The 24,898-nt window shown below is 49.3% G+C and carries 23 protein-coding genes; all 23 read right to left on the reverse strand.

Annotation, left to right across the window (positions count from 1 at the left end; all coding sequences use genetic code 11):
• Positions 1–252: nicotinate-nucleotide diphosphorylase (carboxylating) (locus tag AB1756_08950; protein ID MEW5807456.1), on the reverse strand; the 252-nt coding region annotated here is incomplete at its 3' end.
• Positions 249–2,891, reverse strand: a complete 2,643-nt coding sequence (locus tag AB1756_08955; protein MEW5807457.1) for a valine--tRNA ligase — start codon at positions 2,889–2,891, stop codon at positions 249–251. The genes AB1756_08950 and AB1756_08955, both read right to left, overlap by 4 nt.
• 113 nt (positions 2,892–3,004) lie before the next feature.
• A complete protein-coding gene (locus AB1756_08960) occupies positions 3,005–3,817 on the reverse strand; it encodes a response regulator (GenBank protein MEW5807458.1) in 813 nt (270 codons plus the stop codon).
• Between the two features lie 115 nt (positions 3,818–3,932).
• Complete coding sequence (locus AB1756_08965; GenBank protein MEW5807459.1) at positions 3,933–4,703, reverse strand: enoyl-CoA hydratase/isomerase family protein; 771 nt, start codon at positions 4,701–4,703, stop codon at positions 3,933–3,935.
• Positions 4,661–5,077, reverse strand: a complete 417-nt coding sequence (locus AB1756_08970; GenBank protein ID MEW5807460.1) for a cobalamin B12-binding domain-containing protein — start codon at positions 5,075–5,077, stop codon at positions 4,661–4,663. The genes AB1756_08965 and AB1756_08970 overlap by 43 nt, the downstream gene beginning before the upstream one ends.
• Positions 5,078–5,093: 16 nt before the next feature.
• On the reverse strand, positions 5,094–6,770 hold the full coding sequence (locus tag AB1756_08975; protein MEW5807461.1) for a methylmalonyl-CoA mutase family protein: 1,677 nt from the start codon (positions 6,768–6,770) through the stop codon (positions 5,094–5,096).
• 51 nt (positions 6,771–6,821) lie between these two features.
• Entirely contained in the window at positions 6,822–7,961 is a 1,140-nt protein-coding gene (locus tag AB1756_08980; GenBank protein MEW5807462.1) for an acyl-CoA dehydrogenase family protein, read from the reverse strand.
• A gap of 35 nt (positions 7,962–7,996) precedes the next feature.
• Positions 7,997–9,142 (reverse strand): acyl-CoA dehydrogenase, encoded by a 1,146-nt coding sequence (locus AB1756_08985; GenBank protein ID MEW5807463.1) that lies wholly within the window; start codon positions 9,140–9,142, stop codon positions 7,997–7,999.
• 38 nt (positions 9,143–9,180) lie between these two features.
• Positions 9,181–9,924, reverse strand: a complete 744-nt coding sequence (locus tag AB1756_08990; protein MEW5807464.1) for an enoyl-CoA hydratase-related protein — start codon at positions 9,922–9,924, stop codon at positions 9,181–9,183.
• Positions 9,925–10,041: 117 nt separating this feature from the next.
• Positions 10,042–10,605 (reverse strand): ribosome-associated translation inhibitor RaiA, encoded by a 564-nt coding sequence (raiA, locus tag AB1756_08995; GenBank protein ID MEW5807465.1) that lies wholly within the window; start codon positions 10,603–10,605, stop codon positions 10,042–10,044.
• 126 nt (positions 10,606–10,731) lie between these two features.
• A complete protein-coding gene (gene rpoN / locus AB1756_09000) occupies positions 10,732–12,159 on the reverse strand; it encodes an RNA polymerase factor sigma-54 (protein MEW5807466.1) in 1,428 nt (475 codons plus the stop codon).
• Positions 12,160–12,168: 9 nt separating this feature from the next.
• On the reverse strand, positions 12,169–12,924 hold the full coding sequence (gene lptB / locus AB1756_09005) for an LPS export ABC transporter ATP-binding protein (GenBank protein MEW5807467.1): 756 nt from the start codon (positions 12,922–12,924) through the stop codon (positions 12,169–12,171).
• A 4-nt stretch (positions 12,925–12,928) separates the two neighbouring features.
• Positions 12,929–14,926, reverse strand: coding sequence for an LPS export ABC transporter periplasmic protein LptC (gene lptC, locus AB1756_09010; protein MEW5807468.1), 1,998 nt, complete (start codon positions 14,924–14,926; stop codon positions 12,929–12,931).
• Between the two features lie 113 nt (positions 14,927–15,039).
• Positions 15,040–15,822, reverse strand: a complete 783-nt coding sequence (locus AB1756_09015; protein MEW5807469.1) for an enoyl-CoA hydratase-related protein — start codon at positions 15,820–15,822, stop codon at positions 15,040–15,042.
• 92 nt (positions 15,823–15,914) lie between these two features.
• Positions 15,915–16,640: an ATP-binding protein gene (locus AB1756_09020; GenBank protein MEW5807470.1), complete on the reverse strand. Its 726-nt coding sequence runs from the start codon at positions 16,638–16,640 to the stop codon at positions 15,915–15,917.
• 93 nt (positions 16,641–16,733) lie between these two features.
• Positions 16,734–17,237: a biotin/lipoyl-containing protein gene (locus AB1756_09025; protein MEW5807471.1), complete on the reverse strand. Its 504-nt coding sequence runs from the start codon at positions 17,235–17,237 to the stop codon at positions 16,734–16,736.
• The gene (locus AB1756_09030) at positions 17,234–18,745 is read right to left on the reverse strand and encodes an acetyl-CoA carboxylase biotin carboxylase subunit (GenBank protein ID MEW5807472.1); all 1,512 of its coding nucleotides are present in this window, start codon (positions 18,743–18,745) and stop codon (positions 17,234–17,236) included. The genes AB1756_09025 and AB1756_09030 overlap by 4 nt, the downstream gene beginning before the upstream one ends.
• Positions 18,746–18,774: 29 nt before the next feature.
• The gene (locus AB1756_09035; protein ID MEW5807473.1) at positions 18,775–19,566 is read right to left on the reverse strand and encodes an enoyl-CoA hydratase-related protein; all 792 of its coding nucleotides are present in this window, start codon (positions 19,564–19,566) and stop codon (positions 18,775–18,777) included.
• Between the two features lie 11 nt (positions 19,567–19,577).
• The gene (locus AB1756_09040) at positions 19,578–21,185 is read right to left on the reverse strand and encodes a carboxyl transferase domain-containing protein (GenBank protein ID MEW5807474.1); all 1,608 of its coding nucleotides are present in this window, start codon (positions 21,183–21,185) and stop codon (positions 19,578–19,580) included.
• 34 nt (positions 21,186–21,219) lie between these two features.
• Positions 21,220–21,609, reverse strand: coding sequence for a Zn-ribbon domain-containing OB-fold protein (locus tag AB1756_09045; GenBank protein MEW5807475.1), 390 nt, complete (start codon positions 21,607–21,609; stop codon positions 21,220–21,222).
• Between the two features lies 1 nt (position 21,610).
• On the reverse strand, positions 21,611–22,768 hold the full coding sequence (locus AB1756_09050) for a thiolase domain-containing protein (protein ID MEW5807476.1): 1,158 nt from the start codon (positions 22,766–22,768) through the stop codon (positions 21,611–21,613).
• Positions 22,769–22,779: 11 nt separating this feature from the next.
• Positions 22,780–23,832 (reverse strand): hydroxymethylglutaryl-CoA synthase, encoded by a 1,053-nt coding sequence (locus tag AB1756_09055; protein MEW5807477.1) that lies wholly within the window; start codon positions 23,830–23,832, stop codon positions 22,780–22,782.
• Between the two features lie 182 nt (positions 23,833–24,014).
• The gene (locus tag AB1756_09060) at positions 24,015–24,875 is read right to left on the reverse strand and encodes an RNA polymerase sigma factor RpoD/SigA (GenBank protein MEW5807478.1); all 861 of its coding nucleotides are present in this window, start codon (positions 24,873–24,875) and stop codon (positions 24,015–24,017) included.
• Between the last annotated feature and the right edge of the window lie 23 nt (positions 24,876–24,898).

Below are 24,898 nucleotides of genomic sequence, written 5' to 3' on the forward strand. Positions count from 1 at the left end.
CCTAACCGAATCGCCGTCAAGATGGAACGGCTTGAATAATACCTCTTCCTCGAGGATCTGAAACGCCCTTCGCGCCACCTGTAGCCCGGCTGCTATCATCTCTTCGTTTGCGATGATATGTCCGCGAGCTATGACATCCTTTTCGATAACGGCCCTTGTCGTGATATCTCCCTTCCCGATATCCTCTCTGAGCGCCATCTTCAGAATGGCATCAACGCTTTTTGCGGAAACTCCATTGGCGATTGTCTTCATTTTCCGGCTTTAGTGATCAATGTTAGATTCTTGAGAAGCTTCTTCTTCTTTTCCAGAAGTTCTCTGTGAATCTGTTTTTCCTTTTCCACGATATCCTTGGGGGCATTTGATAGAAAGGCTTCGTTGCTAAGCTTCTTGTTCTTGTTACCGATTTCCTTGTCGAGTTTAGTGATCTCTCTCTCGATTCTGTTCTTTTCCCTGCTCGTGTCGATGATACCCTTCAGGGGTATGGCGACTTCAAACCCTGAAGCGACACATCTGGCATGAAATTCTTCGGGGAGAGGATCTTCTGTGATCTGAACTTTGGTGCTCCTCGTCAGATTCATGATGTGCGCCTCGTTGTCAGCGGCGAGTTTCAGCCTTTTCCTCTTATCGCTTCGGATGATCAATTCAATCTTTCTGGAAGGATCGATGTTATTCTCTGCCCGAAGATTTCTGATCCTGGTGATAAGCTCCATGAGGATCGCCATCTCTCCCTCTGCCTTTTCATCAAAGCATTCTTCCTGTGCTACGGGGTATGGTGCCACCGTGATGGAATCTCCCTGATGCGGAATCTTCTGCCATAATTCTTCTGTTAAAAAGGGCATAAAAGGATGAAGCAGTCTAAGGACCTTGTCCAGCACTTCGACAAGAACGGCCATACTGACCTCTTTCCTTTTCTCGTCTCCCATGAGCAGGGATGGTTTCACGAGCTCGATATACCAATCACAGAACTGATGCCAGAGGAAATGATAGAGTTGATTGGCGGCTTGATCGAAGCGGTAGGACCCCAGGGTCCGATTAACATCGCCGACAAGTTTGTTAACTGCGCTCAAGATCCAGCGGTCAACAAGGATCAAATCCTTCAGGTCATAGGTAAGCTTGATCGAGCCTTCCGGAAGACTGCCAAGGACAAACCGTGTCGCGTTCCAGAGCTTGTTGGCAAATGCCCGATATCCTGCCATACGTTCAGGAGCAAGCGGGATGTCCATCCCTGGGGCGGCGAGGATGGCCAGCGTGAATCGAACGGCATCTGTTCCATACTGCAACATGATCTCTTCGGTGTCGATAACATTTCCCTTGGATTTGGACATCTTATGTCCCTTCTCGTCCCGAATCAACCCGTTGTAGTAAACGCCCCTGAATGGAACGTCACCGCCGAATTTAAGGCCCATCATGATCATTCTGGCCACCCAGAAGAAGATGATGTCGAACCCTGTGATGAGAGTGGTTGTCGGGTAGTACCTCTTCAGGTCGGTCGTTTGTTCAGGCCATCCCATGGCGGAGAATGGCCAGAGTGCGGATGAGAACCACGTATCCAGTACATCTTCATCCTGCTTGAGTTCCTTATTCTCACATCTGGAGCATGCCGCAGGTTCCTTCACGTCCACCATGATCTCCCCGCAGGAGCAGTACCAAGCCGGAATCCTGTGCCCCCACCAGAGCTGCCTCGATATGCACCAGTCATGGATGTTTCGCATCCATTCGAAGTATGTTTTCTTCCAAATATCAGGTATGAACCTGATCCTGCCCTCATCGACAACCGTAATTGCAGGAGCAGCCAGTGTTTCCATCTTCATGAACCATTGGGTAGAAACAAGCGGCTCTACGACGGTGTTGCATCTCTGACATTTGCCGATCGAATATGTGTAATTCTTTACGTCTGAGAGAAGCTTTTCCCTCCGTAACCTCTCCACGATGAGCTTCCTGCATTTATAGCGGTCAAGCGACTTGAACTCGCCGGCATTCTCGTTCATCTTCCCCTCCTCGTCTATCACGACTATCAGTGGAAGCTTAAGCCGCTTGGATACTGCGAAGTCGTTGAAATCATGTGCTGGCGTTACTTTCACGGCCCCTGTTCCGAATTCCGGGTCGACAAAGTGATCTGCAATGATTGGAATCTCTCTTTCCATGATGGGCAGGATGATAGTTTGGCCGAGCAGTTTTTCGTAGCGCTTATCCGAAGGATTCACGGCAACGGCCGTGTCGCCCAGCATCGTTTCCGGTCGCGTTGTTGCGACCGTTACGTGAGCCTTTTTCCCTTTCAGAGGGTAGAGGATGTAATAGAGCTTCCCCTGAATCTCTCCATGAACAACTTCCAGATCGGAGAGAGCCGTCTTGCAGCGAGGGCACCAGTTCACGATGTACTTATCCCGGTAGATTAGCCCTTCCCTGTAGAGCCTGACGAAGACCTCTCTCACGGCACGCGAGAGCATCGGATCAAGGGTGAATCTTGTGCGTGACCAATCGCAGGATGATCCCAGTCTCTTCAAGGTTTCTATAATCTTTTCCGAGTACTGTTTCTTCCATTCCCAGACCCTTTCTTCGAATTTCTGTCTTCCAAGCATCTGTCTGGCGGTTCCTTCTTTCTGGAGTTCCCTCTCCACCACGATCTGCGTGGCGATGCCGGCATGGTCGTATCCAGGCAGCCAGAGGACATCGTACCCAGACATTCTCTTCCATCGCACAACAATGTCTTGAAGTGTGTAATTCAACGCATGGCCGACATGTAGCGTTCCCGTGATGTTGGGAGGAGGTATCACTATGCAGAATGGTTCTCTCTCCGAAAGAGGATCTGCCTTGAAGAATTCTTTCTCGATCCAGAATGAGTACCACTTCTTTTCAAATTTTTCGGGCAAGTATTCCTTTTCTATCTCCATGACCTTCCATCACTTCTTTTTCAACAATCTGCTCATCGTCTCCTCTAATAAAAAAAGTAGGTCTGCAAGCCTACTTTAGCAATAAACTTTAGTTTTTTTAGGGATGCATCCGATCATTCGGAAGCATGTTCTTCCAGTTCTTTGATCCGTTCCCTGATGATCCTTTCCGCTGTTTCTGATATGGTCTCTTTTATCACTTTCTTTACAAAATCTTCGGACAGCATTTGGAAGACCTTTCTGGCGATGGATTCAATCTCCTCCTCGGATAATCGCAGGAAGGGCTGTTCTGCATATTCTGGTTCTCTCTCATTCTCAGAACCTGCGCCTGATCTCCGAGTTTGAAAACGCTCTTCGCCTTTCTGTTCAACATGCACCGGAGCTTTTTGAGTCTTGAAATGAGGAGAGATTGCGGCAGTAGAGTCGGATATCTCGAGCGCCGTATCGAGATCAACCGGAAAATCTTCTATTTCTGATTCGCTTGGATGAATTCGGGCCTCTGACTGTCCAACCTCTTCATGAGCCGAAGCTTCCAGTTCAGGGATGGCAGGCTCTTCCATGACGGGATTCAGAATCTTTTCCACTTTTTCTATGAGGAACCTTGATTCGAAGGGCTTTGTTAGGATCCCATCAGCGCCGGACATTTCCGCTCTATCCCTGTCAAACGGTTCGAAAGCCCCTGAAAGGAGGAGCACTGGGACATGGGAAAAGTCAGCCATGCTTTTAATCGTGCTGCAGAGTGTGTAACCGTCCATTTCCGGCATGATCGTGTCTGCCAGAACGATATCCGGAAGATACTGGTTGAATTTTGAAAGCGCTTCCCTTCCATTCCCTGCACAGAAGACCTCGTAATCACCACCCATGAAGGCCATTTCTATAACTTTCTGTATCGTTATGCTATCATCAGCAACAAGTATCTTCTTTTTCATAACAGGTAGGAAGGCTTTAACCTATTTCATTGCTGAAAAATATCACTCAAGCCAAGAGTTGTCAAGCCTTTTGCGTAGCACGCCTGACACGAAATGATAATTTGAAGATTAGCCTTTATAAAGATATGGCATGAAGGTGAGCAAGATGGGATTCCATGACCAACCGGCTGGAGAGGCTGATCCGCCCTGACATGTTGATGGTTTTCTTGATTAAATCGATCTGCCTGAAATCCAGTCGCGAGATTCTTTGTGCCATCGATCGTGCTTTCATCAGAATTTCTCCATCTCTCAAAGCGCGATCGTTGTCGTCATAATCCTTCGGCACCAGTCCGATCATTTCGGCCTCACGAAGATTGATCCTTCTTCCCTCGATCAGGATTGAAGAGCTTTTCCTCCTTCCCGCAACCCGGGCGAGTCTAAAATTGCCTCCCCATCCCGTTATGAATCCCCTCGAGGTTCCAGGATGCTGAAAGTAACTCCCAGGAGAAGCAAGGATGATATCGCAGGCCAGAGCCAGGTCAAACCCGCCGCCGATACAATAACCTTCCACTGCGGATATGAATATGATTTTAGATAAAGAGATGATGGAAAAGATTCTTTGACCTGATTCGGAGTAATCCACTCCGTCCCGACTGTTGAGCCCTTTCAGTTCCTGCATGTCGGCGCCGGCAGCAAAGCCGTCGCCGTGTCCGGATGAAATAATTGCCACTTTGATTGAGCCATAATTCCTAATTGTAGTTATGGCCTGCAGGAAAGAGGCCATAAATGATCGATCTAGAATATTGATGCCGTTCGACCGTTCTATCCGGACCTCGGCAATGGGTGGGGAAATCTTCAAATTGATCATTTCTTGAGTTGTCGAGGCTGAATGTTCATCTTGACCCATTCGATTATCTCCCTGGTGGAAGCTCCGGGAGTGAATAACTCCAGAACACCTTTCTCTTTCAATCCCGGGATGTCTTCTTTAGGGATGATGCCTCCTCCAAATAGCTTGATGTCGTCAGCCCCTCGTTCTGAGAGGAGCTGTAGGACGCTAGGAAAAAGATGATTGTGGGCTCCGGAGAGGATGCTTAATCCAATGGCATCAACATCTTCCTGAATGGCAGTCTGAACGACCATCTCAGGGGTCTGATGAAGGCCTGTGTATATGACCTCGAAACCCGCATCTCTCAGGGCGCGTGCTATGATCTTAGCCCCCCTGTCATGGCCATCGAGACCGATTTTCCCGATGAGAAGTCTGATCTTCTTCTTTTCAGGCATAATGTTCCACCTCTCTTCAGATGACGGAAGCTTCCCTGTACTCGCCAAAGACTTTCTTCATAGTATCGCAGATCTCGCCGATACTGGCATAGGCTCTCACAGCATCGAGTATGCGGGGCATGAGATTCTCCCCGCCATGTGCTGCTTCCATGAGCCTATCCAGACATTCCTTCACTTTTCCAGCGTTCCTCATGTTCTTGACGTTCTGCAATCTCTTCTTCTGTTCAATCTCGGTCTCTTCGCCGATCTTCAGTATCTCGATTGGCTTTTCCTCTTCCATGATGTACTTGTTCACGCCGACGACCGTCTTTTCTTTACGGTCCAGTTGCTGCTGATAACGGTAGGCAGCATCTGCAATCTCCTTCTGCGGAAATCCTGCCTCGATGGCGTTGACCATCCCTCCCATCTCATCGATCCTGTTGATATAACCCATGGCCTCCTCTTCTATCTTATCGGTAAGCGCTTCGACAAAGTAAGATCCCCCAAGAGGGTCGATGCTATTGGCAACACCGCTTTCTTCGGCGATGATCTGCTGTGTCCTGAGAGCGATCCGGACGGCTTTTTCAGTGGGAAGAGCGAGAGTCTCATCCATTGAGTTCGTGTGGAGCGATTGCGTTCCGCCAAGGACAGCAGCGAGAGCTTGAATGGTGACCCTCACGATGTTATTGTGCGGCTGCTGCGCGGTTAGAGAACATCCTGCCGTCTGCGTGTGAAACCGAAGCATCCAGGATCTGGGATCCTTTACCTTGAACCTTTCTCTCATGACCCGGGACCAGATCCTCCGCGCGGCTCTCATCTTGGCGATCTCCTCAAAAAAGTCGTTGTGGGAGTTGAAGAAAAAGGAGAGCCTGGGAGCAAAACCGTCAATATCGAGGCCAGCCTCTATCCCCGCCTTGACATATTCGATCCCATCGGCAAGCGTAAAGGCGAGTTCCTGTACGGCAGTCGATCCTGCTTCCCGGATGTGATAGCCGCTGATGCTGATCGTGTTCCACTTTGGTACTTTTTTCATGCAGTATGCCATGATGTCTGTGATGATCCTTATAGAAGGGCGCGGCGGGTATATCCATTCCTTCTGGGCGATGTATTCCTTGAGGATGTCATTCTGGATCGTTCCCTCGAGTTTATAGCTCTGGACTCCCTGTTTCTCCCCTACCGCAATGTACATGGCAAACAGGACTGAAGCCGGTGCATTGATTGTCATAGATGTCGATATTTTATCCAGAGGGATCCCGTCGAAGAGAACCTCCATGTCGGCGAGCGTGTCTATGGCAACCCCTTCCTTGCCTACTTCTCCCTGTGCAAGGGGATGGTCCGAATCTATCCCCATAAGGGTAGGAAGATCGAAGGCAACACTTAGCCCAGTCTGTCCGTGGTCGAGAAGGTAGTGATACCTGTTGTTGGTGTCCTTTGCCGTCCCAAAGCCAGAGAATTGCCTCATGGTCCAGAGGCGTCCCCGGTACATTGTGGGATGGATCCCGCGGGTATAAGGATACTCTCCTGGAAATCCGAGTTTTTCATAGTAATCAAAGTTCGCGAGGTCTTCCAGTGTGTAGAGCCTTTCGATCGGCATGCTGGAGACCGTTGTGAAAGAAATTGATCTTTCCTTGTTCTCGTTAAGATGAGGCTTGAGCGTCTGTTCGAGCCATTCCTTCTTGCTCTTCGCTCTGTTCTTTGATCTTGACACTTCCATCTCTCTTAAACAAAGATGTTAGCTTAAAGGTTATCAATTTCACCTGATTCTTCATGCGAGTAGCCTTCTCGCGATGATGAGCCTCTGGATCTCAGAAGTTCCTTCATAGATCGTTGTCACGCGGGCGTCCCTGAAGTATCTCTCTACGCTGTACTCTTTCGAATAACCGTAGGCACCATGGATCTGAAGCGCCATGGATGCCACATGGCAGGCCGTTTCTGATGCGAAGAGCTTGGCCATGGATGCCTCTTTCGTGAAGGACTGAACGTTGGCTTCCCTCAGCATGGAAGCATGCATGACGAGGAGTCTGGCCGCCTCGATCCGCGTGGCCATGTCAGCGAGCATGAACTGAATGGCCTGAAGCTCTGCAATGGGCCTCCCGAAAGCTTCCCTCTGTCTTGCATAAAAATTAGCCTCATCGAGGGCAGCCTGGGCGATACCTACAGCCTGCGCACCAACACTGATCCTCGAACCATCCAGCGAATGGAGGGCAATTCTCAACCCGTCCCCTTCCTTTCCCAGCAGGTTCTCAGCGGGAACCTTGCAATCCTCAAGTACGATGTCCGCTGTCTTGGAACATCGCAACCCCATTTTGTCTTCGACTTTTCCAAAGCTAAATCCCTTGAAGTTCCTCTCGACAATGAAGGCGCTGATGGCTTCTCTCCTGGAAGGGTCCATCGAAGCCAAGACAACGAAAATCTCTCCCACGATGGCGTTAGTCACCCATGCCTTTGTACCGTTCAGGATATACTGTTCACCTTGCTTCTCTGCCCGGCATCTAACATTGGCTGCATCTGAGCCAGCGCCAGGTTCCGTCAGGGCAAAGCCGCCGATCATCTTTCCAGAGGCCAGTGGTCGTAGGTATCTCTCCTTCTGTTCTTCAGTACCGAATCTGTAAATGGGATAGACGCATACAGAATTAGTCACGCTCACAGTGATAGCGACTGAAGCAGAAACCTTTGCAATCTCCTCGATGGCAAGGGCGTAAGAGATGGAATCTAGGCCCGAACCACCGTACTTTTCTGGAGCGGTCATTCCGAGCAATCCGAGCTCTCCCATTTTGGAAGTGATCACAGCCGGGAATTCCTCTTTACTCTCGAGGTTGCTGATGACAGGTTTGAGTTCAGTCTGGACGAAATCCCTGACCATATCCCTTATCATCAGCTGTTCTTGTGTAAATTCCAATCGCATGTTCCTCTCTTGCTCTGCATGATAATCATCTAAAATTAGTTTCCTTTGAGGATAAGGCCCGAGATGATCAGCCTCTGGATTTCTGATGTCCCTTCGTAGATCTCGGTGATCTTTGCATCTCTAAAGAAACGTTCCATTGGGTACTCGTTGATGTATCCGTAGCCCCCGAAGATCTGAATCCCCTTGATGGCAGATTTCATTGCCACTTCGGAAGCAAAGAGCTTGGCCATGGAAGATTCCAGGGTGTACTTTGCGCCGGAATCCCTCTTCATTGCAGCCCTGTAATTGAGAAGCCTCGCCGCCTCTATCTCCGTCGCCATGTCCGAGAGCATCCATTGGATTGCCTGAAACTCCGAGATCGGTTTCCCGAACTGAACCCTCTCTTTAGAATACTTGAGGGATTCATCAAGGATTGCCTGGGCGATCCCCACCGCCTGCGATGCGATCCCGATCCTTCCCTCTTCAAGCGCGTTCATTGCGATCTTGAACCCGTCCCCTTCCTTTCCGAGTAAGTTCTCACTGGGCACCTCGCAATTCTCAAGGACGATCTCGCAGGCTCCGGAGCATGTAATGCCAAGCTTGACCTCGTCTTTTCCCTTCGTCAGGCCGGAGAAATCCTTTTCCACGATGAAGGCGCTGATTCCTTTTGTTTTTTTCCCCCTATCCGTCATTGCAAAGATGATCATGTAATCGGCAGCGACACCGTTTGTCACGAATAGCTTGGTCCCGTTGAGAATGTACCTGTCTCCTTTAAAGACAGCAGTGGATTGCTGGTTTCCGGCATCGGATCCGGCGTTGGCCTCAGTCAGGCAGAAGGCGCCGATCTTTTCTCCCTTTGCGCAGGGAGAAAGATACTTGCGCTTCTGTTCCTCTGTACCAAAGAATAGGACAGGATGGCAATAAAGGGAATTATTTACCGAGATGATGACGCCTGTCGAAGCGCAGCATCGCGAGATCTCTTCCACGGCGATGACGTAGCTGACGCAATCCATCCCTCCTCCTCCATACTCCTCTGGAATCATGATGCCCATAAGGTTCAATCCGGCAGCCTTTCTGACATTTTCAAACGGGTATTCTCGCGTCTTATCATGCTCTGCCGCTTTCGGCTTTATCTCCTTCTCCGCAAAGGCTCTGATGGTCTGCTTCAACATGCTGTGTTCTTCGGATAATTGAAAATTCATGAGTCCGCTCCTTCTGACATATTATTCTCTGTTGAACATCATTCCTTCTTGTTTAAGAACAGATCTATTCTTTCCTTGACATGAGGCTCAGAGAAGCAGAGAGCAAAGTTGTATCGTTCCAGCAGGAGCGCTTCGCCGGGGTGAAGGTTTCTCGTATGAAGGGAAAGTTCTTTGATGACACGGATGGCATGCCTGTCTCTTTCAGAAAATGTTTTGATGAGTTTCGCCACCTCGGAATCAAGGTCCTCCTGATCGATGATGGAATGAAAAATCGAGATTTTCACTGGATGGGTGGATGAAAGGTCGATCCCATCCAGAAGGAACCGAAAAAGCCCTTCTTTTCCGAAAAGCTCCATGAGGTTTGTGAGCATCCCCATGACCGGGATGTACCCTTTCTCCAGCATGAGACTGGAGATAATGGTCGAGCGGCACGCTATGATGAAATCAGAAAAAAGGACGGTCTCCAGGATCGGTCCACAGATGAAACCGCGGATTTCCGAGATGACCGGGATCCTCAGTGAAAGGATCCTCTCCATGCATCTTCTCGAATATTCCTGTGCCTCAGCTCTCTCACCAACTTCAAAATTCTTCAGGCTCTTCTCTTCCGGAAAGCCATTGATGTTAAAGATCAGGAAATGGGTATCGCTGCGGAGGGTCTTTTCGAGTTCTTCATGGAGAGCTTGGAAGAAGCATGAGACATGGAGAGAGTCCGAATCGGTGAAATCGAATTTAATGGTGCCCGTTCTGCTCCCGGCGTGATAATCTCCTGTTTGGCTATTCATCACAGAATCCATCGGCATCCCGAATCTTTTATTATGCGTTATGCACTCAATTTGTGTGTTCATATTATCAGCTTTTTTCAAAACCTGTCAATATTGCGAGATTGCGTGGTAAACGGGTTAGGATTCTGGTTCGATGAGGCCGAAATCTCCGTTTTTTCTTCTGTAAATGACATTAATCTTCCGTGAGCGGAAGTTCCGGAAAACGAGGAAATCTCCCTTGGAGTTGTCCATCTGCAGGATGGCCTCCTCGATAGTCATCGGTTTTGCTTCCTGTGTTTCGGTCTTTACAATCCTGGGGAGAGATTTTTCCATTTCTATAGATTCTATCCTGGGATTCTGAGTGCCTGTTGCCCGCAGAGAAGAGGCGGCTAGCCCGGGCATTCTGCTGCTTCTCTTTCTTCCCATCAGTTTCTCCTTGTACCTCCTTGCCTGCTTTTCGATTTTATCGAGAACAGCGCTGATGGAGGCGTACATATCCTGAGTGATCTTCTTTCCGCTGAAGGTAGCATTCTTTCCTTTCAGGGTGATCTCAGCGATATGTCTGTATTTCTCGATCGCCAGAATGATATGTACTTCCATGATATTTTCAACGAATCTTTCCATCCTCTTCAGCTTCTCAGTCGTGAAGTCTTTGATCGCTTTCGATACTTCAAAATGCCGGCCGGTAAAATAAACTTTCATGCTCTTTCTCCTTTTAAACCGACTCTTCTTTCAAAAATTCGTTATAGAAAGCACCGTAAGAATTCGATGTCTCGGGCATCTGTTCACCATGTGAAGAAAGGAGCGCCTTGCAGGTGGGTTGATTCATCAATTCGGAAAGACCTGTCTCCGGATGTTTGATGAGGGAATCCTCAAGTTTTCCCTGTACTTGGCAACCGTCCTCCTGGCGATCTTCAATCCGCGGGTGGAGAGGATCTTAGCTATGTTTGAATCGCTCAGCGGTTTCTTTGGGTCTTCTTGATCGATGAGTTGCTTGATGCTGTTTTTGACGGCCAAGGATGAGACATCCTCCCCCTCCGAGGAGGCAAGGCCGCTGTGGAAGAAGAACTTCATCTCGAAGAGCCCACGCGGCGTGTGCATGTATTTGTTGTTGACGACGCGGCAGACAGTCGATTCATGGACTCCGATGTCCTCTGCCACGTCACGCAATACCATTGGTTTTAATCGCTCAATACCATGATCTAGGAAATTCCTCTGGAAGTTCACGATGCTACGTGCCACCTTGTAGATTGTCCTCTGTCTCTCTTCAAGGCTCTTGATCAGCCGGAAGGCTGATCTGAGCTTATTCCTCACAAACTCCTTGGCTTCGTTCTGGTCTTCATAACTTCCCCGTTCTGCCATCCTCCTATACATCGGGCTGATGCGCAGCTTGGGGAGCCCTTCATCGTTAAGCTGTATCACCCACTCGTCCTCAACCTTGAAGACGTATACATCTGGAATGACGTAATGCGATTTTTCTGTGCTGTATTTCCTGCCTGGTTTCGGCTCTAGCCCCTTGATTATCTCGATGTAGCTCTCAAGCTTCTTCATCGTGCATCCCAGGATTGAGGCAAGCTCCCTGTAATGCTTCTTCTGAAGCTTGTCGAGATGCCGCTCGACAATCTCATAAACGGCTCTGTCTTCTATGCCAAATATTCTTAGCTGAATTTTCAGGCATTCAGTTAGGTCTCTTGCCGCCACTCCGACGGGATCGAACTCCTGGATCAGCATTAGGGTCTTTTCGATATCTTCCATCTGGAAATTGCCTGAATCTCTGATCTCTTCGCGAGTCGCCTTCAGGTACCCGTCCTCATCTAAATTGCCAATGATGACCTCTCCGATCTCCTTCTGTTCCTGCGATAGAGAAGTCATGTGGAGCTGCCAGAGGAGATGGTCGGCAAGAGTGCTTGGCTTCGTGAGGACGTTTTCGAATGTGGGAGTGTCTTCTTTCTCTTCTCTCTGGTATTCCGGTACCCAGCTATCCTCGAGATTCCGGAAGAAGGCTTCATAATCCGTCTCATCGCTTTCTCTCTCTTTCGGCGGCGCTGCACCATCCACTTCATATTTTTTTGCCGTTTCCAGGGAGACGCCTTCATCAATGGTCTCTTCGAGAACGGGATTTTCCACGAGTTCCTGGGAAATCTCTTCCTGAAGCTCGAGCTTGGACATCTGAAGAAGTTTTATGGCTTGCTGCAGAGAGGGAGTCATGATGAGCTTTTGGCTCATCTTCAAAGTCAATTTTTGTTCTAGCACCATCGTTGCTCCCTACAGGCTGAAGCGGTCTCCCAGATAAATCTTCCTGACATCCGGGTCGTTCGTTAGCTTTGCAGGGTCTCCTTCCCTGAATATCCTGCCCATATTAATAATATACGCTCTATCGGTGATCTGTAAAGTTTCGCGGACATTGTGGTCGGTGATGAGAATCCCAATTCCCTTCTCTTTCAGGAGGGATACGATCTTCTGTATGTCCGAGACGGCGATTGGATCGATTCCGGCAAAGGGTTCATCGAGAAGCATGAAATGGGGGGAAAGAACAAGCGCTCGCGCTATCTCCACCCTTCTCCTTTCTCCGCCTGAGAGTGAATATGTCCTGTTCTTCGACAGGTGGGCGATGCGAAATTCTTTGAGGAGGGCATCGCATCTCGATCTGATCTCTTCTCTTGGAAGGTTGAGCGTCTCAAGGATGGCAATGAGATTCTCCTCAACGGTCATCTTTCGAAAGGCAGACGCCTCCTGAGGAAGGTAGCCGATTCCTTTTCGTGCCCTGACATACATGGGAAGATCGGTGATATCTTCCCCGTTTAGGAAGATCTTTCCCTCTTCGGGGGGGACGAGGCCGAGGATCAGATAAAAGCAGGTCGTCTTTCCGGCTCCGTTTGGTCCAAGAAGTCCCACGACCTCACCTTCATGGATCTCAAGGAAAACGTCATCGACTACGCTCCTGCCGCGGTATTTTTTTGCAAGCCCCTCCGCTCTCAGTATTTTCTTTTCGATAAATTGCTCCTTTGTGCAGCGATTCAAGATCTCATTTGAGGGTGATCCAGGTCCTGCCCCCCTCTTTGGAAAGCAGGCTTATCTTATCTTCAGCCATATCAAATGTCAAGGAAGCGCTGACGGCTATCTCTTTCTCCTGATGGTTGTAAATCCTTGCTGGCTCTGCATTTCCGCTGATTGTCGCAAGCCTGCTCGCAACCGCATAGTCAATTTTTCCTCCGGTTGCACGGAATCCATCTCCTTTGAGTTGAACCTTCAAAATTGCTATAATCCTTTCAACATTCCCGCTCTCATCAAAGTAGATATCCATCTCCTGACAGGAGAGCTCCCTCCCTGTGCATTTCAAGGTGACATTCCCCTGGTAAGCGGCCTTCTTTTGATCCTGGAGATATATAAGAGAATCGGATTGGACGATGGCGGGACGAGAGAGTTTCTTTGGGGCAGAGTCCTTGCTCTCCTTCTCATCAGCCAGAGCGGTCAACTTTCCGAATCTGCTGATCACCTTGCCACGCGCTTCGAATTTCCTTTCTTTCAGATGGATGAAGATGTCATCGGCATTGATGCTGTTATCTTCCTGCCATGCCATTGCGTTTCCGGAATGATGGACCACCTCATCTTTCTGCAAGAAGAGGGTGTTGGAAGCAATGAAGACCGCTTTTTCGTCATCGAAGAGGTAGAGCCTTTCTTCCGTTCCTCTCACGCCCTCGTATCTGCTCTTGACCTTTCCTGAAGCCTTCAGCGTGGAGTCGTTGACAATTTCAATCTCGCTTGCCTGGACCGACCAGTCTTCCATGATCATCCGAGGAAGTCTTCCTCTACTCTCCATCATCACGACCCTGGAATCGTTCTTTACGTAGTCAACTTCCTCCGCTTCGGCGCGGAGATCTCCTCTGCGGTACAGGACCTTTTCCTCCGCGTGTCCCCTCTCGACGGTATCATCTCCGCCGATAGTGACTCGAAGAAGGCCACAGGAGAGGTCTTCAACTACACTGGAACCTTTTGCTCTTTCATCTTCATGCCTCTTTACTTCAGCCATGACACTGCCTTTGAATTCGAGATGGGTGGTGCCCTGTTCATCCTTCTTTATCTCCGTGAAGTCGGCTTTGATAGTCATTGGTTCCTGCTCGGTAGGGAAAGTCGATGTGTCCCGAAGCTGGAGAGAAACCCGATCTTTACAGATAATTCTTTTAACTATACTATCATGGAAGAAGATCTCCATACTATCGGCTTGGAGTGAGCCAAAGCTCCTCCTTCCACCTCTTTCAAATCCCATTTCTCCCAGGACATTCCCGAAAAGAACAATGCTCTTCATTTGCTTCGCATCGCGCTCCGAGTGGATACGAGCCTCGGTGGCTGTTACAGTCGTCATTGGATCGCTGATCCTGACCCCGCCTTCGAGAAGACCTTCGCCCAGAGCCAGATCTCCCCGGAAGGAATAGGCCTGAGCTATAATTTTATTTTTTTTCGATGGAATTTCCAGATGGAAGTTTGGTGAGAGGATAGCCTCTTCTCTGTTCAGATCATAAGTCATAGACGAGGAAATGGCGTGGATATTTTCTCTTCTTATTCTGACCTCTTTATCCGCTCTCACTTTTTCCTCTTTTTCTTCGAAGAAGAGTGATTCAGTTTCGATTTCCGTACCATCCTCGGTGGCAAGCCTTACGTGGCCCTCCACGGCGATCCTTCTCTCCTTTCCCTCTGGTTCAAGCATGATTCCCCTGTCTGCAGAGGTTGCTATCTTTTTGCCATCTTTTGAATGGATAACAAGGGAATTAATCCCTTCAAGGCGCAGGAGCCCTTTCTCGAGTTGGAAGAATTTTTCAGCATTCAAGTTGAACGATTCCCGGTCGTCCCGAAGTCCTTTCATCTCGAATCTTTCCAGTCTGGTTACTTCTTTCTCCGCAGCATTACCGGGATGATTGATTGGGAGCGGAGTCTTTCTGTAAGAAATGACCTTATAAACGATGTAAGAGGTAAAGGGGACGAGGAAGAGGACGATGGAGATCTTCAAAATGGTCAGCTTTTTCATCTTCTCACAGGCTCATGGCAGAAATATTATATTTCTTGAATATCGATTTATCCATCGCACACATGAAAAAGGCGGTCGTGAGACCGCCTTTCGAAGGAGTATGATTCTGCCTTCTATTTGCCGGCGAATCTAGCCATCCTCTTCTCCATAAAAGCTTTCATCCCTTCGTGCATATCTTCGGTGCCGCAAAGCAGGCCAAATAGAGTTGCCTCAAGGAATAACCCTTCTTCGATCGGCATCTCAAGCCCCATGTTCACCGCTTCAAGAGCATATCTGATGGCAAGCGGTCCCTTGGACATGATCTTTTTCGCCATCGCTTCACAGGCTGGAAACAGTTCATCTGGTTTCGTGATCTTGTTGATAAGCCCGATCCTGCAAGCCTCATTGGCATCTATCATATCTCCCATAAGGATTAATTCCAATCCTCTCCCTTTTCCAAGCAGCCTCGCGAGACGCTGCGTTCCCCCATATCCCGGAATAATACCCAGATTCACTTCAGGCTGCCCGAACTTGGCGTTTTCCGAGGCGATCCTGATCGTGCAGGCCATGGCAAGCTCGCATCCTCCGCCAAGCGCAAATCCGTTGATGGCGGCAATAACGGGCTTTCCCAGATTCTCTATCCTGCTAAAGACACTCTGTCCATTCAGTGCAAAGTCTTTGCCTTCCTGAGGAGTCAGCAGAGAAATCTCGGCGATGTCAGCTCCAGCTACGAATGCCTTCTGTCCACTGCCCGTAAGGATGACGACGCTGATTGATCCATCATTTCCCGCATCACAGATCGCCTCATTGAGCTCTTCCAATGTTTTTTTATTCAGCGCATTCAACTTATCCGGGCGATTGATGGTGATCCAACCAATTCCTTCTCTCTTTTCATAAAGAATGTTTGTATAAGTCATAATTTTCCACCTTTCTTTGAATGATTATTATGGTAGCAATGGCATCTATGGAATATGCGTCATGCGAAACGATTATGCTTAACTGCTATTGATCATTCGTCGCCGAAACGAAAGCGGGCTTGCCGGATGTTGCTCCTGTAATCATCGCCTTTGATCTCTATGGAAACGCACATCTCGTAAAGTCTCGACCGGAGTCTTGCACCGATCCTCCTTTCCAGGCTTTCTCCATCGGCATCAATGGGAACATCCGGAAGATTAGACGTGATTATGACTGTCTTCTTCTCGTTGTATCTGGTGTTGATAATGTGCTCGAGAGTTTCCCTGACCCAGTCCGTCATCTTCCCCACTCCAAGATCATCGAGGACAAGGACATCCGCTGATATGACAGGGGCCAGGATATCCATCTCTGTAGTTCCAGATAAAGGGTTGTAGCTGTTCTGTATCTCCTTGAGTAGGTCCCTAAAGTCATAAAAAATGCCATAAACCCCTTTCTCTAGGATGAGAGCCTTCAGTATTCCAACGGCGATGTGGGTCTTTCCAACTCCGCAGTGGCCGAGCAGAAGAAGACCAGCCTCATTGAGCGGATATTCCCTGACGAATTTCTGAGCAATCTTCTTAACCTTCCTGTGCGAGGGATGGATCTCTTCGAAATTGTCAAGGTCGCAGTGCTGGTAGCGTTTTGGGATTCTTGCCATCCGGGAGAGATTCTTCATCCTTTCCTCCCTGTAACAGGAGCACCGCACGGCAATGGTCTTGGCTCCTTCCTGCTTGATCTCGAAGCCGGTGCCACCACAGATGTCGCAAATATCCTTCTTCATAATTTTGCATCAGAGATCTTAAGGATTCTCAAGAATAGCAAAAAAGCAGATGCCTTTCAATCACTTCATGACTGAATCAATTGATTGCTCCTGTCATTCGAGGAATTCGAGAATGGGATCGGCGAGATTGACCTGGTCTCCAACGTTGACCATGATCTTCTTTATGATGGCATCCCTGTGGGCGATGATGTTGTTTTCCATCTTCATGGCTTCGATGATGGCGACCGTCTGCCCTGTTTGGATGAAGTCGCCCTCCTTGAAGAGGATCTTTATCACTTTTCCAGGCATGGGCGCCTGAACTATGTTGCCTCCTTTCTTCTCTCCCATGATAGGGATCTGGTGAGTGGCATGAGCCAAGGCCTTCTCTAGGAGAAATTCTTCTTCCCTGACAGAGACATGGTACGTTCCGCCATTCTCACCAAGAAGAACCTTGAAGTTTTCTCCATCGACGTCGAGAATGAGGTGGCCCTTTTCAATGCTTTTTGCATTTACCTGATGATAGAAACGCTCTCCAACTTTTGCTGAATATCCCCCCGCGATCTTCTCGAGGGAAATGGAGCGTATTTCACCGGAAATTTTGAATTCGAGCTTCTTCATCTGCCAGACTCTCCTACTCTCCAGTAGCCGACCGTTTGCCAAGGCGATGGTCTCATACGTGTTCCTTCAGCCATTTGACCAAAAGGGATCCTTCCATTTCTTTCCGATTCCATGAGCGCAGCGGCAATCAATGCTATATCGCAGTACTTTTTGCTTTCTCGCTTCCACGAGCCGAGGTGTTCTTCGATGAACTTCGTGTGCGTGTTTCCAGCTTCAAATTCCGGATGGCCGATGATCTCGGTCAGGAAAGCAATGTTGTTCTTGATCCCAAGGATTTTGTATTCGGAGAGAGTTACCCTCATCTTCTTTAGAGCCATCGCCCTGTTCTCTGCGAAGACGATGAGTTTAGAAAGGATCGGGTCATAATGGACCGGCACTTCAAAACCCTGGTAGATTCCAGAGTCGACCCTGATTCCCGGCCCGACTGGTTCCCTCAGTACCAAGATTTTTCCGGGAGATGGGAGGAAATTGTTCTCTGGATCCTCAGCATAGATCCTGCACTCGATAGAATGTCCTCTCTGGAATAGCTTTTCCTGGGAGAGTGTTAATTTCTCTCCTGAGGCGATCCTCAACTGTTCGCATACGATATCTACCCCTGTGGTCATCTCTGTGATAGGATGCTCGACCTGAACCCTGGTGTTCATCTCCAGGAAGTAGAATCTCTGGTTCTGATCGAGAAGGAACTCGACTGTTCCAGCATTTCTATATCCGGCAGTCAGAGCTATCTTGATGGCTGTCGCTCCCATCTCCTTTCTCAGTTCAGGAGTCAGTGCTGGAGATGGAGTTTCTTCTACGATCTTCTGGTATCTCCTCTGAATGGAACACTCCCTCTCGAAGAGATGAATGGCATTCCCGTGATGATCCACGAGGATCTGGAACTCTATGTGTCTCGGTCGCTCAAGAAATTTTTCGAGGTAGATGCGCCCGTCACCGAATGCTTTCTCGGCCTCCCTCGCAGCGGCTTGGGCTGAGCCCAGAAGGTCGCTTTCCCTGGAGATAATCCTCATCCCCTTACCGCCTCCACCAGCAGAGGCCTTAATGATGACGGGATATCCTATCTGAGATGCAAAGCGCTCAAGACTTTTCGGATCATTTCCGGCTGATGTCATCCCTGGAATTATGGGGATGCCCTGCTTGGACATCATCTTTCTTGCAGTGACCTTATCTCCCATGAGAGCTACGGCATCACAGGGAGGACCGATAAAGATCAGACTTTCGTCGAAACATCTCCTTGAAAAATGGGAGTTCTCCGCGAGGAATCCGTATCCAGGATGTATGGCTTCCGCTCCGCGCTCTTTCGCCGCCTTGATGATGGCCTCAATGTTGAGATAGCTAGAAAGTGGATCAGGAAATCCTATGCGTACTGCCTCATCCGCATATTGAAGATGGAGACTGTGCTCATCGGCATCCGAATAAATGGCTATCGTATGAATCCCCATCAGGCGGCATGCTTTCATGACCCTGATTGCGATCTCTCCCCTGTTAGCGACCAGAATTTTCTTGAACATTCATCTTCCCAATGGCGTGAATTCCTTGTTTACTCTGTCCACTTTGGCTTTCTCTTTTCAAGAAAGGCGGTGAGTCCTTCCTGTCCCTCATCGCTCAAGCGAAGGCGTGCGATCATTTCCGTGGTGAATTCCTTGGCTTCGACGAGCGTCATCGATGGAACTCTTAGCGCTAGCTCCTTGCACGATGCGATTGCCTGCGGGCCATTCTGGAGGATCATCGATACAACATCCTGAACGGCATCGTCGAGGAGATCTACAGAAACGACCTTGTGGACTAGCCCAAACTCCTTTGCGGCGACGGCACCAAACTGTTCCCCGGTGAGCATGATTCTGCGGCAGACACTCTCCCCTATCTTTCTCAGAAGGATGGGATATATGGTGGCAGGGGCTATCCCGACCTTCACCTCACTCAGAGAAAAGGTCGCTTCTTCAGAAGCGATCACAATGTCACAGGCGGCAACGAGTCCAACTCCGCCGCCAAAGACAGCTCCGTGGACGCGGCAGATGACAGGTACAGGCATGGAGAAGATTCCCTGAACCATCTCAGCGAGCCTGAGAGCATCCTGGCGGTTTTCCTCAAGCGTAAAAGTCCTCGCTCTTCTCATCCACTCAAGATCGGCGCCAGCGCAAAAGTTCTTTCCCTCCGCCTTCAGAAGGACTACCCGTATCCTGTCGCTCGTGGAAGCTTCCCTGAAAGCCTCTATCAGTTCAAGGATGGTTATGTCATCGAATGCATTGTGCTTCTCCGGTCGCGACAGGATTACTTTAAAGACCTTTCCCTCTTCGCCTGTGACAATCCTAGTGTAGGAACGCTTTGACATCACACTGCCCTTTACATTCTGAAGACACCAAAGTTGTGATCGGGAATGGGAATGTTGAGAGATGCGGATATTGCAAGAGATAGAGCCGTCCTCGTTTCCATCGGGTCAAGGATACCATCATCCCACAATCTTGCCGTGGAATAGTAAGGGCTTCCCTCATTTTGATATTTTTCCAGAATTGGGAACTTGAATCTCTCTTGCTCTTCCGGAGTCATGGCCTTTCCCATGCGCGCCAGTTGTTCCAGCTTTACTTGGAGGAGGACATTGGCGGCCTGCTCTCCTCCCATGACCGATATCTTTGAAGTCGGCCACATCCAGAGGAGCCTTGGCAGATAGCCTTTTCCGCACATGGCGTAGTTTCCAGCTCCATGAGAGGCTCCCACAATAATTGTGAACTTTGGAACATTGGCGTTGGCGACGGCATGGACCATCTTTGCGCCATCCTTAGCTATCCCTCCGTGCTCATACTCCTTACCGACAATAAACCCGGTGATGTTCTGCAGGAACAGGAGAGGAATCTTTCTCACCGAACACATGGATACGAAGTGCGCCCCTTTCAGCGAAGATTCGGAGAAGAGGACGCCGTTGTTTCCAAGTATTCCTACGGGATAGCCCATGATCCTCGCGAAGCCGCAGACGAGGCTCGTCCCATAAAAGGGTTTGAATTCATGGAACCTGCTTCCATCAACGATCCTCGCGATGATCTCCCGCATGTCGAAAGGTTTTCTGAGGTCTTTTGGAACTATACCGTAAAGCTCCTCAGGCGGATAGGCAGGATCCTCCGGTTCCGTCATATCAAGCTCGAATTTTCTCGGAGCTGATAGATTCTCAACGATATTCCTGCAGATCTCGAGTGCATGCCTATCATTCATGGCATAATGGTCGGTGACCCCGGATATCCTGCAATGGACATCGGCGCCGCCAAGCTCTTCTGGAGTTACATCTACACCCGTGGCTGCCTTAACCAAGGGGGGACCGCCGATGAAGATCGTCCCCTGATTCTTGACTATGATCGCTTCATCGCTCATCGCAGGTTGATAGGCACCACCGGCAGTGCAGGAGCCTAGCACGACAGAGATCTGGGTAATCCCCTTAGCCGACATCTTTGCTTGGTTGCAGAAGAGCCTTCCGAAATGCTCCTTGTCTGGAAATACACCATCCTGCAAAGGAAGAAAGATGCCTCCAGAATCAACCAGATAGATGCAGGGCAACCTGTTTTCTTCGGCAATGGTCTGGGATCTGATATGCTTCTTAATCGTGATTGGATAGTAGGTACCCCCTTTAACTGTGGGGTCGTTTGCCATGATCATCACTTCACGGTCATGTACCAGCCCGATGCCAGTCACGATCCCCGCGCACGGGGCTTCATTGTCATACATGTCCCAGGCCGCAAGAGGCGAAAGCTCCAGAAAGGGAGTGTTGCGATCGAGGAGAAGCTCGATCCTCTCCCTAACGAAAAGCTTTCCAAGGGATTGCTGTCTCTCATGTGCGTGGGGGGGGCCTCCTTTCCTCACCCGGGCAAGCCGCTCCTTTAATTCGGAGACGGCCTTTTTCATATACTCTTGATTCTCCTTGAATTCCTGATTCTTTGTATCTATCTTCGTTTCAATCCTATACATAGTCGTTCTGTGAACTCTCTTTCAATCAACCATATCAAGCAAGAACAAACTTGTATCCATACTGAAGTATGCCGGCTTTTCCTTCCTCCTGGATCTTTCGGAACTCTACTCTCACCTTCTTTCCGATGTCTAGCTCCTTGAAGTCGCAATCGGCGATCTGTGCCATTAATCTGACGCCGTCCATGAGCTCGATGATGCCGATGGCAAAAGGAGCCTGATCTTTGAAAGGTGCTGGCGGAACGCGGATTATCGTATAGGTTACTATCCTTCCCTCGTCGGGAAGGATGTACTTATCGAATGTCCTCCCGCCGCAGGAGGCGCAGACGAGTCTCGGTGGAAAGTGGACCTTGCCGCACTTCGTGCAACGCCCTGCTTCCAGTCTGTATCTTTGCGGAATTTCCCGCCAGTATCGTGGTTCTGACATATCACTTGCTCTCCAGAATGTGGACGAGGGCGCTTCCTCCGCTTCCTCCCATGTTCTGAGTCAGCCCTCGTCTTGCATTTTTAACCTGTCTTGCTCCCCCTTTTCCTCTGAGCTGTTCTACGATCTCGATGGCCTGTGCCACTCCGGTTGCTCCAACGGGGTGTCCCTTAGATTTCAATCCGCCGCTAGTGTTGATTGGTATCTTTCCTCCGATAGCTGTAAGTCCACTTTTCGTTGCTTCCCCACCTTTCCCTCTATCCACAAAGCCGAGTGCCTCTATGATGCATATCTCGGCAATGGTGAAACAATCATGGACTTCGGCAAGATCTATCTCATCCGGCTTCACACCTGCCATCTTGTATGCCATTTCAGCTGCTCTGGATGTTGCATTGAAAGCGGTGAGATCCTGCCTATCATATAGTCCGATGGTATCCGTGGCGTGCCCTGATCCAGAGATGACTACCGGCAGGTTCTTTGACAGCTTGAATGCCATCTCTATCGGGGAGAGGATGACGCAGGCGGCTCCGTCGGTGATTGGAGAGCAGTCTAAGACGGTCAGAGGATCCGCTATCATTGTGGAGTTGATGACTTCATCCACGTTGACCTTCTGCTGGTACTGGGCATTTGGGTTATTAAGACCATTCTCATGGTTCTTGACAGCGACGAGAGCAAGCTGCTCCCGGGTTGTCCTGTACCTCCTCATATGTTCTCTGGCAATCATGGCATAGAGCCCCGGGAACGTCACGCCGTGGAAGACTTCATACTCTTGATCGGCTGCAGTGGCTAGGGCATATGTGGCTCCATCCCCGCTTACATCGGTCATTTTCTCCACGCCGCCCACCAGGACAATATCGCTCATCCCGGAGGCCACATCGATGAACCCCTGCCTGAGGGCAATCCCGCCAGATGCACATGCTGATTCCACACGGACAGCCGGGATAGGCGCAACCCCCAAATAATCAGCGAGCAGAGATCCCAGATGCTCCTGTCCCGCGAAGAGGCCACCAGACATACAGCCAACATACATGGCATCGATCCGGTCTATTCCCGCGTCGTCGATCGCGGCAAGAGCGGCTTCGACGAAGATATTTCTGAGAGACTTCTCCCAGAGTTCTCCCCACTTTTGCATTCCCACTCCTATAATCGCTACTTCACGCATCTTTCCTTTCCTCATGATTCAATCTTTTTAATTTTTCCGCGGAATTTCGAATAGGTTCCATAGTCGATGTAGATCTTATGGTTGTCAAGCATATCCTGCGTGAATGGGGCCAGCTTCCTGACCTTTTCGATCCTGTCGGTAACTCTGAAAATGAACCCATCACTCCCGGAACCAGAACCATAGGAAACCATGAAGATCCTGTCTCCCTCATTTGCCACATCGAGGATGGATGTCAATCCCATTGGCGATGAGCCGGAATATGTGTTTCCCAGCTTTGGGACGAGCCAGCCCTGTTCTATCTGCTCCTTACTGAATCCGAGCATCTTACCGACACGCATCGGGAACTTCCCATTCGGCTGATGAAAGACGGCAAAGGTAAAATCTTGCGGTCTATAACCCGTTTTTTCAAGGAGCCTCTGTCCGCAACCCAAGATATGCTTGAAATAAGCCGGTTCCCCCGTAAATCTTCCAGCATGTCTTGGATAATACTGGTACTCTCTTCTCCAAAAGTCCGGGGTATCAGTCATGAACGATTCAGTGAATTCGAGTTCTGCAACGATGTCGCTCTTTCCGAAGAGGAAAGCGGCAGCACCAGCTGAAGCGGAATATTCCAGGGCATCACCTGGGGCCCCCTGTGATGTATCGGCTCCAATGGCAAGTCCATACTTGATCTCGCCCGCCTTGACCAGCCCCGCACAAATGAACATCGCTTCGGAGCCGGCTTTACATGCGAATTCAAAGTCGGCACAGTGTACGTAGGGTGTTGCTCCAACGGCATCGGCTACGATAGTCCCGCTGGGTTTGACGGCATAGGGATGGGATTCGGAACCAATGTAAATGGCTCCTATCTCCTGCGGGTCGATCGCTCCTCTTTTTATGGCGTATCGGGCGGCTTCAACAGACATGGTGATAACGTCCTGATCGGGGGCGGGAACCGATTTCTCTTCGAGCATCAATCCTCTCTTGTAGCTCTGTGCATCCACACCCCATACTTCTGCTATCTCCTCAACTCTGATGCGATACCTCGGGACATAGGCACCGTAGCCGACGATTCCAACTGACATGAGTCTGCCTCCTTAATGCTAAATCCTCATAGATTGAGGTTGAGGAAAAATCTTCTGAGAAAAAATTCTCTATGATAAGAGAGTAAAACAGGCAACTTGTTTCCAAAAAAGAGGCTATAAGCCTTATTAAGTTAAAGAATTATAGGCAGGAAGAAGAGGAATGTCAATATGATAGCGCTGTCTCAATTGAGGTAGCCGCGGAGTTGCTGACATTTCTGAGAGTGGTTCAGCTTGGCCAGCGCCTGGGCTTCGATCTGACGGATCCTCTCTCTCGAGAGATTCAGTATCTCTCCGATCTCCTTCAGTGTTTTTGGTTCCTGGTCGTCCAGGCCGAATCGCATCCGGAGGACAAGTTCCTCTTTTTCGTCCAGGTCTTCCAGGCAGGATTTTATCTGCAGTTTCAGGGATGACCGGATGAGCATGATGTCGGCAGAAGGGATGGAATCCTGTTCAAGTTTGTCCTGAAGTTGAAACTCATGCTCTTCATCAATAACTTCATCGAGAGATATATTTTCGTCAGAAGCCTGGAGAAGAACGTTTATATCCTCCACGGAAAGGTCCATCTGTTCTGCGATCTCTTCAGGAGAAGGGGTTCTCTCGAGTTCAATCGAAAGTGTGGATACTGTTTTTCCTATCCTGTAAAGAAGGTTGGCCTGTTTCTGAGGCAACCGAAAGGCGCCACTGTGGTCGGATAGGGCATGGATTATCGCCTGACGGATCCACCAGACGGCATAGGTGATGAATTTGACGTTTTTCTTCGGATCGAACCTCTTGGCAGCTTCAATCAAGCCTATGTTTCCCTCATTGATGAGATCGAGGAAAGAGAGCCCGCATCCACGATATCTCTTGGCATAGCTGACGACGAATCTCAGGTTCGCCTCGACGAGCTTCCGGAGCGCTTCCTTGTTCCCCTTTTGTATCTGCTCCCCTAGTTTTCTCTCTTCCTCTGGGGTGATTCTTGGAATCCGAGAGATTTCTTTGAGATATTTTTTAAGTGATTCGGAGGCAACGGCTCGCTTGGAGTTCTTCTTCCCATCTTCCATTTTCCACCAACAGGTTTGAAAAA

This window comes from Acidobacteriota bacterium (assembly GCA_040752675.1).
Classification (GTDB): domain Bacteria; phylum Acidobacteriota; class Polarisedimenticolia; order JBFMGF01; family JBFMGF01; genus JBFMGF01.

Excerpts from the sequence above, each read along its gene's own strand:
- AB1756_09025 (MEW5807471.1), bottom strand. The coding sequence starts at position 17,237 with ATGAAGAAGCTCGAATTCAAAATTTCCGGTGAAATACGCTCCATTTCC.
- AB1756_09045 (MEW5807475.1), bottom strand. The coding sequence starts at position 21,609 with ATGTCAGAACCACGATACTGGCGGGAAATTCCGCAAAGATACAGACTG.
- lptC (MEW5807468.1), bottom strand. The coding sequence starts at position 14,926 with ATGAAAAAGCTGACCATTTTGAAGATCTCCATCGTCCTCTTCCTCGTC.
- AB1756_08970 (MEW5807460.1), bottom strand. The coding sequence starts at position 5,077 with ATGCCTGAAAAGAAGAAGATCAGACTTCTCATCGGGAAAATCGGTCTC.
- AB1756_09050 (MEW5807476.1), bottom strand. The coding sequence starts at position 22,768 with ATGCGTGAAGTAGCGATTATAGGAGTGGGAATGCAAAAGTGGGGAGAA.
- AB1756_09015 (MEW5807469.1), bottom strand. The coding sequence starts at position 15,822 with ATGACTTATACAAACATTCTTTATGAAAAGAGAGAAGGAATTGGTTGG.
- AB1756_09035 (MEW5807473.1), bottom strand. The coding sequence starts at position 19,566 with ATGTCAAAGCGTTCCTACACTAGGATTGTCACAGGCGAAGAGGGAAAG.
- AB1756_08985 (MEW5807463.1), bottom strand. The coding sequence starts at position 9,142 with ATGAATTTTCAATTATCCGAAGAACACAGCATGTTGAAGCAGACCATC.
- AB1756_09030 (MEW5807472.1), bottom strand. The coding sequence starts at position 18,745 with ATGTTCAAGAAAATTCTGGTCGCTAACAGGGGAGAGATCGCAATCAGG.
- AB1756_08975 (MEW5807461.1), bottom strand. The coding sequence starts at position 6,770 with ATGGAAGTGTCAAGATCAAAGAACAGAGCGAAGAGCAAGAAGGAATGG.
- raiA (MEW5807465.1), bottom strand. The coding sequence starts at position 10,605 with ATGAAAGTTTATTTTACCGGCCGGCATTTTGAAGTATCGAAAGCGATC.
- AB1756_09055 (MEW5807477.1), bottom strand. The coding sequence starts at position 23,832 with ATGTCAGTTGGAATCGTCGGCTACGGTGCCTATGTCCCGAGGTATCGC.
- AB1756_09040 (MEW5807474.1), bottom strand. The coding sequence starts at position 21,185 with ATGTATAGGATTGAAACGAAGATAGATACAAAGAATCAGGAATTCAAG.
- AB1756_08955 (MEW5807457.1), bottom strand. The coding sequence starts at position 2,891 with ATGGAGATAGAAAAGGAATACTTGCCCGAAAAATTTGAAAAGAAGTGG.
- AB1756_08980 (MEW5807462.1), bottom strand. The coding sequence starts at position 7,961 with ATGCGATTGGAATTTACACAAGAACAGCTGATGATAAGGGATATGGTC.
- AB1756_08960 (MEW5807458.1), bottom strand. The coding sequence starts at position 3,817 with ATGAAAAAGAAGATACTTGTTGCTGATGATAGCATAACGATACAGAAA.
- AB1756_08990 (MEW5807464.1), bottom strand. The coding sequence starts at position 9,924 with ATGAATAGCCAAACAGGAGATTATCACGCCGGGAGCAGAACGGGCACC.
- AB1756_09020 (MEW5807470.1), bottom strand. The coding sequence starts at position 16,640 with ATGAAGAAGGATATTTGCGACATCTGTGGTGGCACCGGCTTCGAGATC.
- AB1756_09060 (MEW5807478.1), bottom strand. The coding sequence starts at position 24,875 with ATGGAAGATGGGAAGAAGAACTCCAAGCGAGCCGTTGCCTCCGAATCA.
- rpoN (MEW5807466.1), bottom strand. The coding sequence starts at position 12,159 with ATGGTGCTAGAACAAAAATTGACTTTGAAGATGAGCCAAAAGCTCATC.
- AB1756_08965 (MEW5807459.1), bottom strand. The coding sequence starts at position 4,703 with ATGGGTCAAGATGAACATTCAGCCTCGACAACTCAAGAAATGATCAAT.